The sequence below is a fragment of the Glycomyces sp. YM15 genome, assembly GCF_016918015.1.
GTDB lineage: Bacteria > Actinomycetota > Actinomycetes > Mycobacteriales > Micromonosporaceae > Glycomyces.
Window position 1 is genome coordinate 79,711 of the sequence record NZ_JAERMK010000018.1, and the last position, 16,157, is coordinate 95,867.

The window sequence follows — 16,157 nt, forward strand, 5'->3', positions numbered from 1 at the left end:
GTACGTGACGAGTCTGCCGCTCGGACGCGTCGTCGAGCGCGAACGGCGCGCCCTGCGCGACCGGGTCTACGACCGCATCCTCGAGATGCTCCTCAAGGGAGAGGTCGAATCCGGGACGCGGCTCTCGCCCGAGTCCATGGCCAAGCTGCTCGACGTCTCGCCGACGCCGGTGCGCGAGGCGATGGTGCAGCTCGAACGCACCGGACTGGTCACGCGCGAGGCGCTGCGCGGCTACCGCGTCGCCCCGCCGCTCGACGAGCGGCAGCTCGCGGAGCTCTACGAGGCCCGGATCATGCTGGAGACGGCGGCGACGCGCGGCGCGGCCGCCGAGGCCGCGAAGGTCGTGCCGGCGCTGAGACGGGCCCATGAGCGGCACCGCCTCGCTAGCGAGGCGGTGGTCGAGGCGCACGGGTACGGCGACGTGCCGATCGAGCTGACGCACGACTACTTCCGGGCCGACACGGATTTCCACCTGGTTCCCTTGGAACACTTGGGGAACCGCTACATTCGCGGGATGTACGACGATCTCGGCGCGCTCACCCACCGGATGCGGCAGCTGGCGCTGCGCGGCCCGGACGACGTGCACGAGGCCGTGGCCGAGCACGCCGCGATCCTCGCGGCGTTCGAGAGCGGTGACGAGGAGGCGTGCGTCCACGCGATGCGCGCCCATATCGAGAACGCGCGGGACCGTTCCCTGCGCCACGGCACCGACTGAAACAGAAGCCTCGCCCGTTACGAAATCGTTTCGAGCAAGGTTTGTCTTCACTCACTATAGAATATATTATCTTTGTTATCGCATACGATGGCTTCCGGCACAACGACGTGGCCCACCTGGGCAGAGAGCAGGAAATCATGCCTGATCCGCTACCCCGGATCGCACTCACACTCGGCGATCCCGGCGGCATCGGACCCGAGCTCGTCGCGCGACAGCTCGCTCGGCCCGACACTACCTCCCGGGCCGAGATCTACCTCGTCGGCGACGAGCGGGAGCTCCGCGACGCCCAGGCCGACGCCGGCGTCGCGTTCGACTGGACCACCGACCCCGGCCGGGGTCTCCCTGTCCTCGTCGACAACGGCGCCGCCCGCCCCGCCGAAGCGTTCGAGCGCAAGGCCGCGACCCGCGAAGGCGGGCAGTGGGCGATGGCGAACCTGCGCCGCGCGCTCGAACTCTCCAAGCAGGGCACGGTCGACGCGATCGTCTTCGCGCCGCTCAACAAGGCCTCGCTCCACCTCGCCGGGATGACCGAGAATGACGAGATGAGCTGGTTCGAGACCGTCCTCGACGACGGCACCCGCGCCACCGAGCTCAACATCCTCCCCGAACTCACCACCGGCCGCGTCACCTCCCACTGCCCGCTGTCCGAGGTCGCCGCCGGGATCACGCGCGAACTGATCCTCGAGCGCTACCGGCTCCTCGAAGGGGTCCTGCGGGCCCGCGGCATCGAGCACCCGAGGATCGGCGTCTGCGCCCTCAACCCGCACGCTGGGGAGAACGGCGCATTCGGCCGCGAGGAGATTGACGTCATCCGGCCCGCCGTCGCCGAACTCAAAGCCGCCGGGCATGCCGCCGAAGGGCCCTTCCCGAGCGACACCATCTTCGTGCTGGCCCGCCGCGGCGATTTCGACGGCGTCCTCACGATGTACCACGACCAAGGCCAGATCGCCATGAAGCTCATGGGCTTCGACCGGGGCGTGACGATGGCGGGCGGCCTCTCCGTCCCCGTCTGCACGCCCGCGCACGGCACCGCGTTCGACCTCGTCGGCACCCGGTCCGCCAACACCGGCGCGTACGAGCACGCCTTCGACGCCGCCGTCGGCGTCGGCGCCCAGGCCCGGGCCGCGGCCCTCGCCTGACCCGCGCAACCCCATCAGATCCCCTCCGCATGAAGGAAATGACAATGAAGTCGAGCAAGATCCTCGCCGCGTCCCTCGCCGGCGTCGCCGCACTCTCCCTCGCCGCCTGCTCGGAAACGAGCGCCAGCGGCGGCTCGTTCCGCGCCGCCAATACGACCATGGTCGTCCCGTTCGCCGCCGGGGGCGGCTCCGACGTCTCCGGCCGCACCGTCGCCCAGGGCCTCGAGGCCGCCACGGGCGTCAACATCACCGCCGAGAACCGCGAAGGCGGCAACGGCGCAGTCGGCTACTCATATTTCCTCGGCCAGCAGGGCAACGGCAACACCCTCCTGGCCGCCGAGACTTCGCTCCTGACGCTCCCCATCGCGCAGGACGTCGAGTTCGACTACACCTCGTTCACTCCGATCATGAAGCTCGGCGACGACTACACGCTCATGGTCGTCCGCGCCGACTCGCCGTACACCACTTGCGACCAGGTCGTCGAGGCCGCGCGCACCGAACGCGTCGTCGCGGCCGTCTCCGGCGCGGTGAGCCTCGACGAGGTCGTGTTCTCCTTGGTCGAGCAGGACCAGGGCGTCGAATTCGACCGCGTCCCCTACGAAAGCGGCGGCGAGGTCGTCGCAGGCCTGCTCGGCGAGCAGGTCGACATCGCCTCGCTCAACCCGAGCGAAGTGGTCGGCCAGCTCGAATCCGGGGACATGCGCGCCCTGTGCGCCTTCTCCGAAGAGCGCTACGCCTACGAAGAACTCGCCGATATCCCCACCGCGGGCGAGCAGGGCATCAACGTGGCCTTCGCCCAGTTCCGCGGCTTCATCGCCCCCGGCGGCATCCCCGAGGACGCGACGACCTTCTGGATCGACGCGGCCGAGGACTTCGCCGAATCCGAGGAGTACAAGGCCTACATCGAGGACAACTACATGCAGCCCAACGTCGCGTACGGCGACGAGTTCGCCGACTACCTCGGCACCGCGTCCACCGAGCTCGAAGCGGTGTTCGCCAAGTGACCCGCACCCTTCGCAACGCCAGGATCGCGGCCTCCGCGGTCCTGGCGGCCCTCGGCGCCGCCGCCTGCGTCGGCGGCCTCGGCTACGGCCTCGAAAACGAGGACGGCGCGGTCGGCACGGGCCTCCTGCCCGCCGCCTCCGGCGCGCTCATCGCCGTCCTCGCCCTCGTCGACCTCGCACAGCAGCTGCTCGCGGCCCGCCGCGCCCCTGCTTCGGCCGATGCAGACATCAACGCCGCCAACGGGTCCGGCGTCGCTCTGCTCATCGCCGACGGCGAGACCGGCGGTCCGACCGACGGCATCGACGTCCTCGGCCGCACGCCCCGCCAGCGCAACCGCAACCTCGTGGTCGTCCTGGCGCTCGTGTTCGCCGCCGCACTGCTCGTGCCCTTCTCCGGCCTCCTCATCGCCATGGGCCTGCTGATACTCGCGATCACGATCGGCGTGGAGCGGATGCGGCCCCTGTCGGCCGTCGCCGTCACCGCCGTGGCGCTGGCGTGCGTGTGGCTGGTCTTCGCCCAAGGGCTCCGGGTGCCCTTCCCGACCGGAATGCTGGGGCTCATCTGATGCTCGACAACCTCCTCCTCGGCTTCCAGACCGCGATGACCTGGGAGAACCTCGTCTGGTGCCTTGTCGGCGTGCTGCTCGGGACGGTGATCGGCCTGCTGCCCGGCCTCGGTTCGACCACCGGTGTGGCGGTGCTGCTGCCGCTGACGTTCACGTTCGAGCCCGTCACGGCGCTCATCATGCTCGCGGGCATCTACTACGGCGCGCAGTACGGCGGCACGATCACCTCGGTGCTCATCGCGACGCCAGGTGAGGCCGCCAGCGTGGTGACCACACTGGACGGCTACCAGATGGCGAAGCAGGGCAGAGCCGGTGCGGCCCTGGCCATCGCCGCCATCGGCTCGTTCATCGCCGCGATCATCTCGCTCGCCCTGCTCATGGGCCTGGCGCCGCCACTCGCGGGCCTCGCCCTGGAGTTCGGTCCGGCCGAGAACCTGGCGATCATGATCCTCGGCCTGGTCATCGTGGTGTCCTTCCAGGGCGGCGCGTTCGTGCGCGGCGCCCTCATGGCCGCGGCCGGCCTGCTGCTCGCCACTGTGGGCATCGCCGCCGGCTCCGGCGAGGCGCGCTTCACCTTCGGCAACGTGGACCTGCTCTCGGGCATCCCGTTCGTGGAGGTCATGATCGGCCTGTTCGCATTGGGCGAGGTGTTCCACCAGATCCGCATGGGCGCGGAGAAGCCCATCCGGGCGCGCTTCAAGGACATGGTCATCCGGCCCCGCGAGGTCGCCAAGAGCATGCCCTCGATCCTGCGCGGATCCGGCATCGGGTTCTTCCTCGGGATGCTGCCGGGTGCTGGATCCACATTGGCCTCGTTCATTTCCTACGGCATCGAGCGCCGCGTGAGCCGCAACCGCGATAACTTCGGCAAGGGCGCCATCGAAGGCGTCGCGAGCCCGGAATCGGCAAACAACGCGGCGGCGAACGCCAACTTCGTGCCGACCCTCGCGCTCGGCATCCCCGGCGGCGCGACCACCGCGGTCCTGCTGGGCGCCTTCACGATCTACGGCCTCCAGCCCGGCCCGCTCCTGTTCGAGCAGCAGCCGGACCTGGTGTGGGGCCTCCTGGTGTCGTTCTTCGTAGGCAATGTGCTGCTCCTGGTCCTCAACCTGCCGCTCGCGCCGGTGTTCGCCCAGATGCTGCGCATCCCATACGGCTACCTGTACCCGCTCATCATCCTCACCTCGTGCATCGGCGCGTATTCGGTGAGCAACAACATGTTCAGCGTCTGGGTGGTGCTCATCTTCGGCGTCATCGGGTTCGTCCTCAAGGAACTCGACCTGCCGATCGCGCCGCTCGTGCTCGGCCTGGTGCTGGGCCCGCTGTTCGAGAAGGCGCTGGTGCAGACGAGTGCGGTCGGCGACGGCAGCCTCGCCGTCCTGTTCACCCGCCCGATCGCGCTCGGCATCCTGGTGTGCGCCGCCGCGCTGATCGCGGTGCCCCGCATCACCGGGGCCCTCCTCAAGGGCCGCAAGGAGAACCAGAAGGAAAGCGTGACGCAGTGACCCACCAAGCGGCCCCGCGCTACCTCGCGGACACCTGGCCGATCGCCACCTGCATGCACGGCTTCCCCGTCGCGGGCCCGGACGGCATCGCGTTCCAGGACGCGCCCGCCGAGGTCTGGGACGACGTCTTCGCGCAGATCGCCGACGTCGGCTTCACTCTCGCCGAGATCCCGGACGACCGGATCCGCCCCGCGGAGCTCGACCCGTCCCGCCGCGACGAGTTCCTGGCGATCGCGGCCTCGCACGGGGTGCGCATCCCGAGCGTCCACGTGCAGCGCCGCAGCGTCATCTGGCCCGGTCGCGGGGAGGAGAACCTCGCATACGCGCACAAAACGATCGACGCGGCGGCCGAGTGGGGCGTCGAGGTCTTCTCGACCGGCCTGCACCGGCCCTTCACCGAGGCGCAGCGCAACGCCCTGTGGTTCTGGACGGCCCAGGGCCCGAAGGACCCCGACGACCCGGAGGTGTGGCGGACCGCCGTCGAGCGCCTGCGCGACCTCGGCCGCCACGCCGCCGAGGTAGGGCTGCAGATGTCCCTGGAGATGTACGAGGACACGTACCTCGGAACGGCCGACAGTGCGGTGCGCCTGATCGAGGAGATCGGGCTCGACAACGTGGGCCTCAATCCCGACGTCGGCAACCTGGTGCGCCTGCACCGCCCGGTCGAGGACTGGCGCGAGCTGTACGCGAAGACGCTGCCGTACACCAACTACTGGCACGTCAAGAACTACACGCGCGACGAGTCGGCCGACGGGGCCTTCCACAGCGCCGTGCCCACCTCGCTCGAACTCGGCCTCATCAACTACCGCCAGGTAGTGCGCGACGCCGTCCGGCAGGGTTTCCGCGGCATCTTCCTCATGGAGCACTACGGCGGCGACTCGCTCGGCGTCTGCGCCACGAACCAGCGCTACCTGCGGACCCTCCTCCCCAAGCGGCGCTGAGGGTCTCACCCGGCGTCGCGGTCCCGCAGGCCCGAGGATTCGAGGAAGTTCCGCAGGACCATCGCCGCGCCGCCGATGGCCGGGGCCTGGGAGACGTCGGCGGCGAGTTCGACGCGGACGCTGTGGACCTGCCGCATGAACACGGACCGGTCGAGCACCTCCTGGATCGCGTCCCGGTAGCGCGGGCCGAGGTCCTCGAAGGCCCGCCCGGCGAGCACGACGCGGCCGACGTCGAACATGTTCACCAGCGAGACGGTGGCGACGGCGAGCATCTGCGCCGAGTCGTCGATGAGCGCCGCGGCGTCAGGGTCGCCCGCGAGCGCCGCCCGGCCGAGGAGCATGAACGCGTCGAGCTGGTCGCCTCCAAGGTCGAGCCGCCCGCTCAGCTCCGGGTGCTCTTTCGCATTGCGCACCACCGCGTTCGGGCCGCCGACGATCTCCAGGCAACCGCGGTTGCCGCAGCCGCAGACCTCGCCGAGGGCGTCCACCGAGATGTGCCCGAGCTCGACGCCGTTCGAGGTCACGCCCCGGTAGGGGAACCCGTCGAGGATGACGCCGGAGCCGATGCCGCCGGACATGAACACGACCGCGAAGCTCGACGCCGCGCCGTCCTGCGCCTGCACGCCGAGCCCGGCGGCGGTGGCGTCGTTCTCGATCCGCACCGGCAGGCCCGCGGCCGCCGAGAGCTCGGCCGCGAGCGGGTAGCCGCGCCACGCGGGCGCCGGGTACTCGGTCAGCAGCACGCCCGCGTCCCGGTCCTGCGGCCCGTGGGTGGCGACCCCGATGCCGAGCACGCCCTCGCGCGGCACCCCCGAATCCTCAAGCAGCGCTTCGATCCTCGCGGCGTAGTCGGCGATCACGGCCCCCGGGTCGCGGTCGCCGGAACCCGGCATCGCCCGCTGCGCCACGACATGCCCGGCGAGGTCGACGACGACGCCGAGCGCCGTGTACCGGTCGAACTGGAGGCCGACCATGTGGCGGGCGTCGGGCTGGAGCTCGAGGAGCCGCCGCGGCGTGCCCCGGGCCGAGCGGGCCGTGCCCACTTCGTGCACCATGCCGAGCGCGATCAGCCGGCGCACCGCGTGCGTCATGGTCGCCTGCGTCAGGCCGGTGGCCTCGGCGAGCTCCACGCGGCTGACGGTGGTGCGCTCCCGGATGAGGTCGAGCACCACGGACAGCGTGGACATCCGCGTGTCCGAGCCGAACGACCTCAATGCGACCTCCTGAGCCTGGCCCGGCCTCCTGCACGAGACCGATCCGCACCACCATACTTGCCCCGCCTGCTCACCCCGATCCGATGACCGCCGGGGTCCGGCGCACGTCCCACGGCATGGTGCGCAGCACGTGGAGCGCCCCGCCGATGGCCGCGGCGGTCTCCACATCGGCGGCGAGGTGCACGGCGGGGCGGCTCAGCGCCCTGGTGAGCGCGCGCCGCTCCAGCTCGGCGGCCACCTGCCGCCGGTACAGCGGCCCGGAGGTGGCGAACGCGGGTCCGGCGAGCACGACCGTGTCGAGGTCGAAGAGGTTGACGAGGGTGACCGCGGCCCGACCGATCCAGCCCGCGGACCGCTCCAGCAGGGCCGCGGCCTCCCGGTCGCCGGTGCGCCAGGCGCGGGCGAGCCGTTCGAAGTCGGCGAGGGTGTCCTCCGGGTCGCCCCGGATGCCGAGCCGCGCCGTGAGCGCGGTGTCGGCGAGGGCCTGCGCGACCACGGCCCCCGGGCTCGCCTCGGCCTGGGCGCAGCCGTTGTTGCCGCAGAGGCAGGGAGCGCGGCCCCCGCCGAGCGCGACGTGCCCGATCTCGACGGCGTTCGAGGTCCGGCCCCGGTAGCTCTCGCCGTCGACGATCACGCCGCCGCCGATGCCGGAGGCCATGTAGATCAGCCCGAACGTGTCGGCCGGGACGGCCCCGGCCCACTGCTCGCCGAACGCCGCCGCCGTGGCGTCGTTCTCCAGCAGGACCGGGATGCCGAGTCCCTCGGCGAGCGTGCGGGTGAGCGGGAATTCGAGCCAGGCCGGGTCGGGTTGCGCGGTGAGCAGCATCCCGCGCTCGCGGTCCTGCGGCCCGTGCGTCACCAGCCCGGCGCCCAGCACCCGCTCGGGCGCGATGCCGCTGTGCCGCAGCAGTTCCGTGACGTGCTCGACGAGGGCGGCGATGGTCGTCTCGGGGCTCTCGCCCCCTGAGCCGCGGAGGCTGGCATCGGCGACGCGGGTTCCGGCGAAGTCGAGTACCACGATCGTGGTGGTGGTGCGGTCGACCTGGATGCCGACGGCGTGCCAGGCGTTCGGGTCGAGTTCGAGGAGGCGCCGGGGCTGGCCTCGCCCGCTCTGGTGCCCGCGGCCGATCTCGTGGACGAGCCCGGCGTCGATGAGGCGGCGCACGGTGTTGGTGATCGTCGCCGGGGTCAGGCCGGTCCGCTCGGCGAGCTCGACGCGGCTCAAGGTGCCCTGCGTGCGCAGCAGGTCGAGCATGCGTCCGGCTGTGGCGGCGCGGCCGGTGGCGGCCATGCGGTGCTCCCTCCGGGCCCGTTCACTGAACCGAAACTTCTTCTTGACACGTTTAATTTAACGCGTTAATAATAAACACGGCGCCCGGAGCGGACGCCACCCCTCCCGTCCCGTGGGAGATCCCCCCACGGTCCTGAAAGGACAATGATGTCTCTCAACATCCGAAGGCGAAGTGCCGCGGCGCTGCTCGCGGGCGCGGCCGCGATCGGCCTGCTCGCGACGGGCTGCTCCTCAGGCGGCTCCGGCGGCAGCGGCGACCCGGCCACCCTCATCGCCTACACCGGCCAGGCCGGTGACTACCAGATCAACTTCAACCCCTTCTCGCCCTCCCGGATCGGCGCCCTCGGCACGATCTACGAGCCGCTCTTCTTCCACAACAAGGCCGAGGTCTCCGACCCCGTGCCGCTGCTGGGCACCGAGTCGGCGTGGAACGAGGACGGCACCGTGCTCTCGGTGACGCTGCGCGAAGGCGTCGAGTGGAGCGACGGCGAGGCGTTCACCGCCGAGGACGTGGCGTTCACGTTCGACATGATCAAAGCGAACCCCGCCATCAACACGGGCGGTTTCGACGGCGAGGTCGCGGCCGTCGACGACACCCACGTCACCCTCACGTTCGCCGAGCCCGCGTTCGTGCGCGGACCGGACCTGCTGAGCACGCCGATCGTGCCCGAGCACCTCTGGAAGGACGTCAACCCCGCTGAGGACGTGATGGAGGAGCCCGTCGGCACCGGCGCGTACCTCCTCGACGACTTCAAGCCGCAGGCGTTCACCTACAAGGCCAACCCCGACTACTGGGGCGGCGAGCCGAAGGTGCAGCAGATCCGCTTCCTCGCGCTCTCGGGCAACCAGGCGGGCGCCGACGCGATCGCCGCGGGCACCATCGACTGGCAGACCGGCCCGATCCCGGACATCCAGAACACGCACGAGAACTTCCCGAACTACGACGCCTACACGCAGGCGCAGAACCAGATGGTCCTCGCCTCGTGCTCGAGCGCGGACATGGGCTGCGAAGGGCCGCAGACCGACCCGGCCGTGCGCCAGGCGCTCTACTACGCGATGGACCGCGCGCAGATCAACAGCCTCGCGTTCATGGACACCGCCAGCGACATGTCGCCGACCTTCGCGCTGACCCCGAGCCAGGACTCCTTCGTCTCGGCCGCCGTCACCGAGAAGACCGTGCCGACCGAGCCCGACACCGCGAAGGCCGCCCAGCTCCTCGAAGGCGCCGGCTGGACCAAGGGCGACGACGGCATCTACGAGCAGGACGGCGAGCGGCTCTCGCTGACCATCGAGGTCGTCACCGGCTGGACCGACTACATCACCGCCGTGGACACGATCGCCTCGCAGGCCGCCGCGGCCGGCATCGAGGTCAAGGCCGCGCAGTCCTCCTGGAACGAGTGGACCGACAAGAAGGGCAAGGGCAACTTCCAGCTCGCCATCGACTCGCTGTGGCAGGGCCCCACGGCCGACCCGTACTACCTCTACAACTACTTCTTCGACTCCAGTTCGGGAGCGGCAGTGGGCGAGGCCGCGGGCAACAACTACTCGCGCTACAGCAACCCCGCGGTCGACGAGGCGATGGACGCCCTCGTGCAGATGCCGCTCGACGACGCGGCCGCCCGGCAGCCGTACTTCGACACCATCCAGGGCGAGATCGTGCGCGACATGCCGTACATCCCGATCCTGACCGGTGGCACGACGAGCGTCTGGAACACCTCGAAGTTCTCCGGCTGGCCCTCCGACGACGACCTGTACGCCTTCCCGGCGGTCTGGTCGGCGTTCGACGCCGCCGAGATCTTCAAGCACCTCGAGCCGCAGGGCTGACGCGCCCCCGTCGCCCCCGAAGGAGAACCGCATGAGCTACTTCCTGCGCAAGATCGGCTTCTACGCCGTCGCCCTGTGGGCCGCGCTGACGCTGAACTTCGCGATCCCCCGCATGCTCCCGGGCAACCCGGTCGACATTCTGCTGGCGAAGCTCCAGCAGCGCGGCGGCACGGTCACGCCCGAGACCAGGGAGGCCTATGCGCTGCTCCTCGGGGGCGACGACTCCCTGCCGCTGTGGCGGCAGTACATCGACTACCTCGGCAACCTGTTCCAAGGCGACCTCGGCGTCTCGGTGAGCTACTACCCGGCGCCGGTGAGCGAGGTGATCGCCCAGTCGCTGCCGTGGACCGTCGTCCTCGTCGGCCTGGCGACGGTCATCGCCGCCGTGCTCGGCGTGGCCCTCGGCGCCTTCGTCGGCTGGAAACCGGGCACCTGGCTCGACTCGCTCATCCCCGCGACCACATTGCTCGCGGCCGTCCCGTACTTCTGGCTGGCGCTGCTGCTCACGTACCTGCTCGCCCGCGTGCTCGGCTGGTTCCCGCTGCAAGGGGGCTACGACGTCGTGCTCACCCCCGGGTGGAACGCGGAGTTCATCGGCTCGGCGATCACGTACGGGTTCCTGCCCGCGCTCACCATCGTGCTCGCCTCGATCGGCGGCTGGCTGCTCGGGATGCGCAACATGATGGTCTCGACGCTCTCTGAGGACTACATCCTCACCGCCGAGGCGAAGGGCCTCTCGCCGCGGAAGATCCTGCGCTCCTACGCGTCCCGCAACGCCGTCCTGCCGTCGGTGGCCGGATTCGCGATCTCGCTCGGCTTCGTGGTCTCCGGCTCGGTGATCACGGAGCAGGTGTTCTCGTACCCCGGCATCGGCGGGCGGCTGCTCGGCGCGGTGTCGAACAACGACTACGCGCTCATGCAGGGTCTCTTCCTGTTCATCACCCTCGCCGTGCTCGGCGCCAACCTCGTGGTCGACCTGCTGTACGGCCTGATCGACCCGCGCACCCGCGCCCGGTCCTGACGGGAGACCCGCAATGACGAATCTGAAACCCTCCAGCGAGCCCTCGGTCGCCGACAGCGCCGAACTGCTCGCCGAGACCTCCACCGAGACCGGCCGCCGTCCGCGCGCGGGCTGGCGGATGCTCCTGCCCACCATGACGCCCTGGCTGGCCATCGGTCTCGGCCTCATCATCGCCATCGCCCTGTTCGGCCTGATCGGACCGCACCTGGTCGGCGACCCGCGGGCCATCCGCGACATGGGCCTGACCGGGCCCTCCGCGGAGTTCTGGCTCGGCACCACCCAGACCGGCCAGGACGTTCTGGCCCAACTCGCTTACGCCACCCGGGGATCACTCCAGATCGGCGTCATCGTCGGCCTGCTCGCCACCGCGCTCTCGGCGTTCTTCGGCATCTACGGCGCCTACCGCGGCCGCGTCGTCGACGAGGCGTTCTCCCTGTTCACCAACGTGTTCCTGGTGATCCCCGGGCTCCCGCTGGTCATCGTTATCTCCGGGTTCGTGCCCGCCGAGAGCCGCGGGCTGTGGACGATCGCCATCGTCCTGGCCATCACCAGCTGGGCCGGCTCGGCCCGCGTGCTGCGCGCCCAGACCCTCTCGGTGCGCAACCGCGACTATGTGGCCGCCTCGCAGGTCTCCGGCGAACGCCCCTGGCGGGTCATCGTCGTGGAGATCCTGCCGAACCTGCTCCCCGTGATCGCCTCCCAGTTCGTGTTCGCCGTGATCGCGGCGATCCTCGGTGAGGCCGGCCTGTCCTTCATCGGCCTCGGCGCCTCCAACTCCTCCACCCTCGGCACGATGCTGTTCTACGCCCAGAACGGGTTCGCCCTGTCGCTCGGCGCCTGGTGGTGGTTCATCCCGCCGGGCCTCATCATCGCGCTGTTCGGCACCGGTCTCTCCCTCGTCAACTTCTCCATCGACGAGATCATCAACCCCAAGCTCAAGAACCTGCGCCTGCACCGCAAGCGCGCCCGCCGCGCGGCCCGCCTCGAACGCGAACTCGCCCAGGCGACCCGCCGGAACGGCGGCGTGCCGACCCAGACCGCGAAGGAGTCCGCGCGATGACCACCGCCGACCGACGCCGCACGGAACCCGTGCTCACCCTCGAAGACCTCACCGTCGTCTACGAGACCGAGCACCCCGTCACCGCCGTCAAGCACGCCGACCTCACGCTCCACCGCGGTGAGATCCTCGGCCTCGCAGGCGAATCCGGGTGCGGCAAGACCACCCTCGCGTACGCGATCAACCGTCTCCACCGCCCGCCCGCCCGCATCGCCTCCGGCCGCATCACCTTCCACGGCGACGACGGCGACATCGACATCCTCGCCCTCGAGGACCGCGAGCTCCGCGCCTTCCGCTGGGAACGCCTCTCCATGGTCTTCCAAGGCGCCATGAACGCCCTCAACCCCGTCACCACGGTCCGCGCGCAACTCAAGGACACCCTCCTCGCCCACCGGCCCCGCATGTCCCGCAAGGAGATCCGCGAACGCTCCGAGGACGTCCTCAATCGCGTCGGCGTCGACCCGCGCCGCCTCGGCTCCTATCCGCACGAACTCTCCGGAGGCATGCGGCAGCGGGTCATGATCGCCATGGCCATGCTCCTCGAACCGCAGATCATGATCATGGACGAGCCCACCACCGCGCTCGACGTGGTCGTGCAGCGCGACATCCTCCGCGAGATCGTGCGCCTGAGGGACGAACTCGACTTCGCCGTCGTCTTCATCACCCACGACCTGCCGCTGCTGCTGGAGATCAGCGACCGCATCGCCGTGATGCTCGAAGGCGAGATCGTCGAACTCGAAGCCGCCGACCGCCTCTACCGCGACGCGCGGCACCCCTACACCCGCAGACTCCTCGGCTCCTTCCCGAGCCTCTCAGGAGAGCGGGGCGCGTTCATCCGCACCGGCGTCGACGAGACCACCCCGACCCCGACCGAGGAGCGAGCATGACCAGCGTCAAGATCACCGATCTCGTCAAGGACTACACGCTGCGGGCCGGACTCACACGCACCCGCCTGCGCGCCGTCGACCATGTGAGCCTCGAGCTCATCCCCGGCCGCACGGTCGCCCTCGTCGGCGAGTCCGGCTCCGGCAAGTCGACCATCGCGAAGATCCTCACCCGCATGGAACGGCCCACCTCCGGCACCGTGGACGTGCGCCTCGACGACGGCACCGCAGTCGCGGGCGCCCGCTACCGCCGCGAAGTGCAGATGGTCTTCCAAGACCCCTTCGCCTCCCTCAACCCCTTCCACTCCATCGAGCACCACATCGCCCGGCCTCTGCGCCTCCACAGGCGCACCAGCACCAACCGGGAAACGCACGAGCGGGTGATCGAAATGCTCGAACGCGTCAACCTCACCCCGGCCGAAGCGATCGCGACCCGCCGCCCGCACGAGCTCTCCGGCGGCCAGCGCCAACGCGTAGCGATCGCGCGGGCCCTCGCCCCGGGCGCGCAGGTCCTCATCGCCGACGAACCGGTGTCCATGCTGGACGTCTCGATCCGCCTCGGCGTCCTCAACCTACTCGGCCGCCTGCAACGGGAGGATCAGCTCGCCGTCCTCTACATCACCCACGACCTCGCCACCGCACGCCACTTCTCGGACGAGATCGTCGTGCTCTACCGCGGACGCGTGGTCGAACGCGGCCCCTCCGACGCGGTCATCCTCGATCCCCACCACGACTACACGAGACTCCTCGCGCTGGCCGCTCCCGACCCCGAACGCCCCGGCCGGGTGACCTCGGAGGCCGGTGTGGACCGCGAGGCGATCGACAACAGCCGCTGCTACGACCACTTCGCGGGCGCATGGCGGGAAGCGGGCGTCTCGGCCGCGGAAGCGAGGATCGACGCATGACCGCGAGCCCTTGGCACAGCGGCGAGCCCGGCAGCGCGGTCCGAGTGAGCGTGCCGCCCCCGTCCCCGCGGCCGCCCGCGCGCCTTGCCGACGGCCTGGCCTTCGGCGGCGACTACAACCCGGAGCAGTGGCCGCGCGAGGTCTGGGACGAGGACGTCAAGCTCATGCGCGAAGCGGGCGTCAACCTCGTGTCGCTCGGCGTCTTCGCCTGGGGCACGGTCGAGACCGCGGCCGGCGTCCGCGACTGGTCCTGGCTGGACGACATCGTCGAGCTGCTGCACCAGGGCGGGATCGGCATCGGCCTCGCGACCCCGACCGCGGCCCCGCCGAGCTGGCTCCTGGCCGCCCATCCCGAGATCGCGCCGGTCCTCGCGGACGGCTTCCGGGAGCCGCCCGGCGGGCGCCTCGCCTGGTGCGCGGCGTCACCGGTCTTCCGCCGCTACGCGCTCCGCCATGTCGAGGCGCTGGCCGAGCGGTACGGCCGCCATCCGGCGGTTCGACTGTGGCACATCGGGAACGAGTTCGGCGGCGGGAACGCCCGCTGCTACTGCGACCTTTCGGCCGAGGCGTTCCGCGACTGGCTGCGCGACCGCCACGGCGGCCTCGACGCGGTGAACGCCGCCTGGGGGACGCAGCAGTGGGGGCACCGCTTCGGCGCGTGGGAGGAGATCCTGCCGCCGCGCGGCCGCCACGGCGCCCCGAATCCGGGCCTGTACCTCGATTACGAGCGCTTCTCCTCTGACGCGCTGCTCTCGCAGTACCTGGCCGAGAAGGCCGTGGTCGAGCGGCACTCGGCCGCGCCGGTCACGACCAACCTCATGGTCGGCGCCGGAGCGCAGGTCGTGGACTACGCGACCTGGGCCCCGCACACCGCGATCGCCGCCAACGACCATTACACCCTTGTGGACGATCCGCTCCGCGAACAGGACCTGGCCTTCGCCGCCGACCGGATGCGCGGCCTGTTCCCGGACCGGCGCCCGTGGCTGCTCATGGAGAGCTCCACCGGTTCGCCGAGCTGGCAGCGGCGGAACCGCGCGAAGGACCCCGGGGAGATCGCCCGACACTCCCTCGGGCATGTCGCCCGCGGCTCGGACGGCGCGATGTTCTTCCAGTGGCGGGCCTCTCCGGCGGGAGCCGAGCAGTTCCACTCGGCGATGCTGCCGCACAGCGGGAGCCGTTCCCGCGTCTGGCGGGAGGTGCTCGAACTCGGCCGAAGCCTGAAGGCCCTCAGGGAGGTCCAGGGCACGCGTGTGGAGCGCGCCCGGGCCGCGATCGTCGTCGACGACCCGGCCGGTTGGGCGCTGCAACACGGCCTCAAACCGCACCGGTCACTGTCGTACGGTCGAGAGCTCCGCGAGTGGCACCGGGCCCTGTGGCAACGGAACCTTCTGTGCGACGTGGTCCCGCCGTCGGCCGACTTCGACGGCTACGACCTGGTCATGGTCCCGACCCTGCTCACCGTCGCCGAACCGGTCGCCGCCCGCCTGCGCGCGGTCCCCGAACGCGGCGGCACGCTCCTGGTCACCTACCTCTCCGGTGTCTGCGACGCGGACGGCCGGGTGATCACGGGCGGCTTCCCCGGCGCGTTCCGGGAGGTGCTCGGCGCGTGGACTGACGAGTTCTACCCGCTGCAAGAGCACGAGACGGTCGCATTGGACGACGGTGGGACCGTGACGGAATGGACCGAACGCGTGCATCTCGAGGACGCCGAGTCCATCGTCGGCTACGCCTCCGGCACGCTCGCCGGCGCTCCGGCCGTGACCCGCCGCCCGGTCGGCGACGGCGCGGCCTGGTACGTCTCGGCGCACCTGCCTCCCGACTCGATCGACCGCATCGCCGACCGCTTGACCGCCGAGACCGGACTGGTTCCGGCGGCCGAGGCCGATCCGGGCGTCGAAGCGGTGCGCCGCGTCGGCGACGGTTCCTCGTTCCTGTTCCTGCTCAACCACACCGATGCCGACCGCAACGCCGAAGCCTCGGGCCTCGACCTGCTCACAGGCGAAGCCTTCGACCCCATCGTCACGATTCCCGCGAACGGCGTCCGCGTCCTGCGCGAGACGCCCGTCTGACCTCCATCCTTGAGGAGCCTCC

The 16,157-nt window shown here is 70.6% G+C and carries 14 protein-coding genes; 12 read left to right on the plus strand and 2 right to left on the minus strand.

Features of this window, described 5'->3' with window-relative positions; genetic code table 11:
* The first annotated feature begins 4 nt into the window (after nt 1-4).
* The 6 genes from JHY01_RS19170 (at nt 5) to JHY01_RS19195 (ending at nt 5,870) form a co-directional block, all read left to right on the plus strand.
* Nucleotides 5-715 carry a GntR family transcriptional regulator gene (locus tag JHY01_RS19170; protein WP_205327285.1) on the plus strand — a complete coding sequence of 237 codons (711 nt, stop codon included), beginning with the start codon at nt 5-7 and terminating at the stop codon, nt 713-715.
* A 137-nt stretch (nt 716-852) separates the two neighbouring features.
* A complete protein-coding gene (locus tag JHY01_RS19175; RefSeq protein ID WP_205327286.1) occupies nt 853-1,854 on the plus strand; it encodes a 4-hydroxythreonine-4-phosphate dehydrogenase PdxA in 1,002 nt (333 codons plus the stop codon).
* 44 nt (nt 1,855-1,898) lie between these two features.
* Entirely contained in the window at nt 1,899-2,858 is a 960-nt protein-coding gene (locus JHY01_RS19180) for a tripartite tricarboxylate transporter substrate binding protein (RefSeq protein ID WP_205327287.1), read from the plus strand.
* Nucleotides 2,855-3,424 (plus strand): tripartite tricarboxylate transporter TctB family protein, encoded by a 570-nt coding sequence (locus JHY01_RS19185; protein WP_205327288.1) that lies wholly within the window; start codon nt 2,855-2,857, stop codon nt 3,422-3,424. Before JHY01_RS19180 ends, JHY01_RS19185 begins: the two co-directional genes overlap by 4 nt.
* Nucleotides 3,424-4,929, plus strand: coding sequence for a tripartite tricarboxylate transporter permease (locus tag JHY01_RS19190; protein WP_205327289.1), 1,506 nt, complete (start codon nt 3,424-3,426; stop codon nt 4,927-4,929). Before JHY01_RS19185 ends, JHY01_RS19190 begins: the two co-directional genes overlap by 1 nt.
* Nucleotides 4,926-5,870 (plus strand): sugar phosphate isomerase/epimerase, encoded by a 945-nt coding sequence (locus JHY01_RS19195; RefSeq protein ID WP_205327290.1) that lies wholly within the window; start codon nt 4,926-4,928, stop codon nt 5,868-5,870. The genes JHY01_RS19190 and JHY01_RS19195 overlap by 4 nt, the downstream gene beginning before the upstream one ends.
* Nucleotides 5,871-5,875: 5 nt before the next feature.
* On the opposite strand, the gene JHY01_RS19200 is transcribed toward JHY01_RS19195, so the two are convergent.
* Both JHY01_RS19200 and JHY01_RS19205 read right to left on the minus strand, forming a co-directional pair.
* Nucleotides 5,876-7,057, minus strand: coding sequence for an ROK family transcriptional regulator (locus tag JHY01_RS19200; RefSeq protein WP_205327291.1), 1,182 nt, complete (start codon nt 7,055-7,057; stop codon nt 5,876-5,878).
* 97 nt (nt 7,058-7,154) lie between these two features.
* Nucleotides 7,155-8,375, minus strand: a complete 1,221-nt coding sequence (locus JHY01_RS19205) for an ROK family transcriptional regulator (protein ID WP_205327292.1) — start codon at nt 8,373-8,375, stop codon at nt 7,155-7,157.
* A gap of 147 nt (nt 8,376-8,522) precedes the next feature.
* Between JHY01_RS19205 and JHY01_RS19210 the strand changes: the two genes are divergently transcribed.
* From JHY01_RS19210 to JHY01_RS19235, 6 genes are read left to right on the plus strand one after another with little or no spacing between them, the layout of a single operon-like run.
* Nucleotides 8,523-10,199 carry an ABC transporter substrate-binding protein gene (locus JHY01_RS19210; RefSeq protein WP_205327293.1) on the plus strand — a complete coding sequence of 559 codons (1,677 nt, stop codon included), beginning with the start codon at nt 8,523-8,525 and terminating at the stop codon, nt 10,197-10,199.
* 31 nt (nt 10,200-10,230) lie between these two features.
* On the plus strand, nt 10,231-11,220 hold the full coding sequence (locus JHY01_RS19215) for an ABC transporter permease (protein WP_205327294.1): 990 nt from the start codon (nt 10,231-10,233) through the stop codon (nt 11,218-11,220).
* Nucleotides 11,221-11,233: 13 nt separating this feature from the next.
* Nucleotides 11,234-12,280: an ABC transporter permease gene (locus JHY01_RS19220; RefSeq protein WP_205327295.1), complete on the plus strand. Its 1,047-nt coding sequence runs from the start codon at nt 11,234-11,236 to the stop codon at nt 12,278-12,280.
* Entirely contained in the window at nt 12,277-13,164 is an 888-nt protein-coding gene (locus tag JHY01_RS19225) for an ABC transporter ATP-binding protein (protein WP_205327296.1), read from the plus strand. Before JHY01_RS19220 ends, JHY01_RS19225 begins: the two co-directional genes overlap by 4 nt.
* Nucleotides 13,161-14,066, plus strand: coding sequence for an ABC transporter ATP-binding protein (locus tag JHY01_RS19230; RefSeq protein WP_205327297.1), 906 nt, complete (start codon nt 13,161-13,163; stop codon nt 14,064-14,066). The genes JHY01_RS19225 and JHY01_RS19230 overlap by 4 nt, the downstream gene beginning before the upstream one ends.
* Nucleotides 14,063-16,135: a beta-galactosidase gene (locus JHY01_RS19235; protein WP_205327298.1), complete on the plus strand. Its 2,073-nt coding sequence runs from the start codon at nt 14,063-14,065 to the stop codon at nt 16,133-16,135. The genes JHY01_RS19230 and JHY01_RS19235 overlap by 4 nt, the downstream gene beginning before the upstream one ends.
* Nucleotides 16,136-16,157: the final 22 nt, after the last annotated feature.

Bases quoted from the DNA above. Each gene is read 5' to 3' on its own strand.
- JHY01_RS19205 (WP_205327292.1), bottom strand. From the start codon at position 8,375: ATGGCCGCCACCGGCCGCGCCGCCACAGCCGGACGCATGCTCGACCTG.
- JHY01_RS19200 (WP_205327291.1), bottom strand. From the start codon at position 7,057: ATGTCCACGCTGTCCGTGGTGCTCGACCTCATCCGGGAGCGCACCACC.
- JHY01_RS19190 (WP_205327289.1), top strand. From the start codon at position 3,424: ATGCTCGACAACCTCCTCCTCGGCTTCCAGACCGCGATGACCTGGGAG.
- JHY01_RS19235 (WP_205327298.1), top strand. From the start codon at position 14,063: ATGACCGCGAGCCCTTGGCACAGCGGCGAGCCCGGCAGCGCGGTCCGA.
- JHY01_RS19210 (WP_205327293.1), top strand. From the start codon at position 8,523: ATGTCTCTCAACATCCGAAGGCGAAGTGCCGCGGCGCTGCTCGCGGGC.
- JHY01_RS19220 (WP_205327295.1), top strand. From the start codon at position 11,234: ATGACGAATCTGAAACCCTCCAGCGAGCCCTCGGTCGCCGACAGCGCC.
- JHY01_RS19225 (WP_205327296.1), top strand. From the start codon at position 12,277: ATGACCACCGCCGACCGACGCCGCACGGAACCCGTGCTCACCCTCGAA.
- JHY01_RS19230 (WP_205327297.1), top strand. From the start codon at position 13,161: ATGACCAGCGTCAAGATCACCGATCTCGTCAAGGACTACACGCTGCGG.
- JHY01_RS19215 (WP_205327294.1), top strand. From the start codon at position 10,231: ATGAGCTACTTCCTGCGCAAGATCGGCTTCTACGCCGTCGCCCTGTGG.
- JHY01_RS19180 (WP_205327287.1), top strand. From the start codon at position 1,899: ATGAAGTCGAGCAAGATCCTCGCCGCGTCCCTCGCCGGCGTCGCCGCA.
- JHY01_RS19175 (WP_205327286.1), top strand. From the start codon at position 853: ATGCCTGATCCGCTACCCCGGATCGCACTCACACTCGGCGATCCCGGC.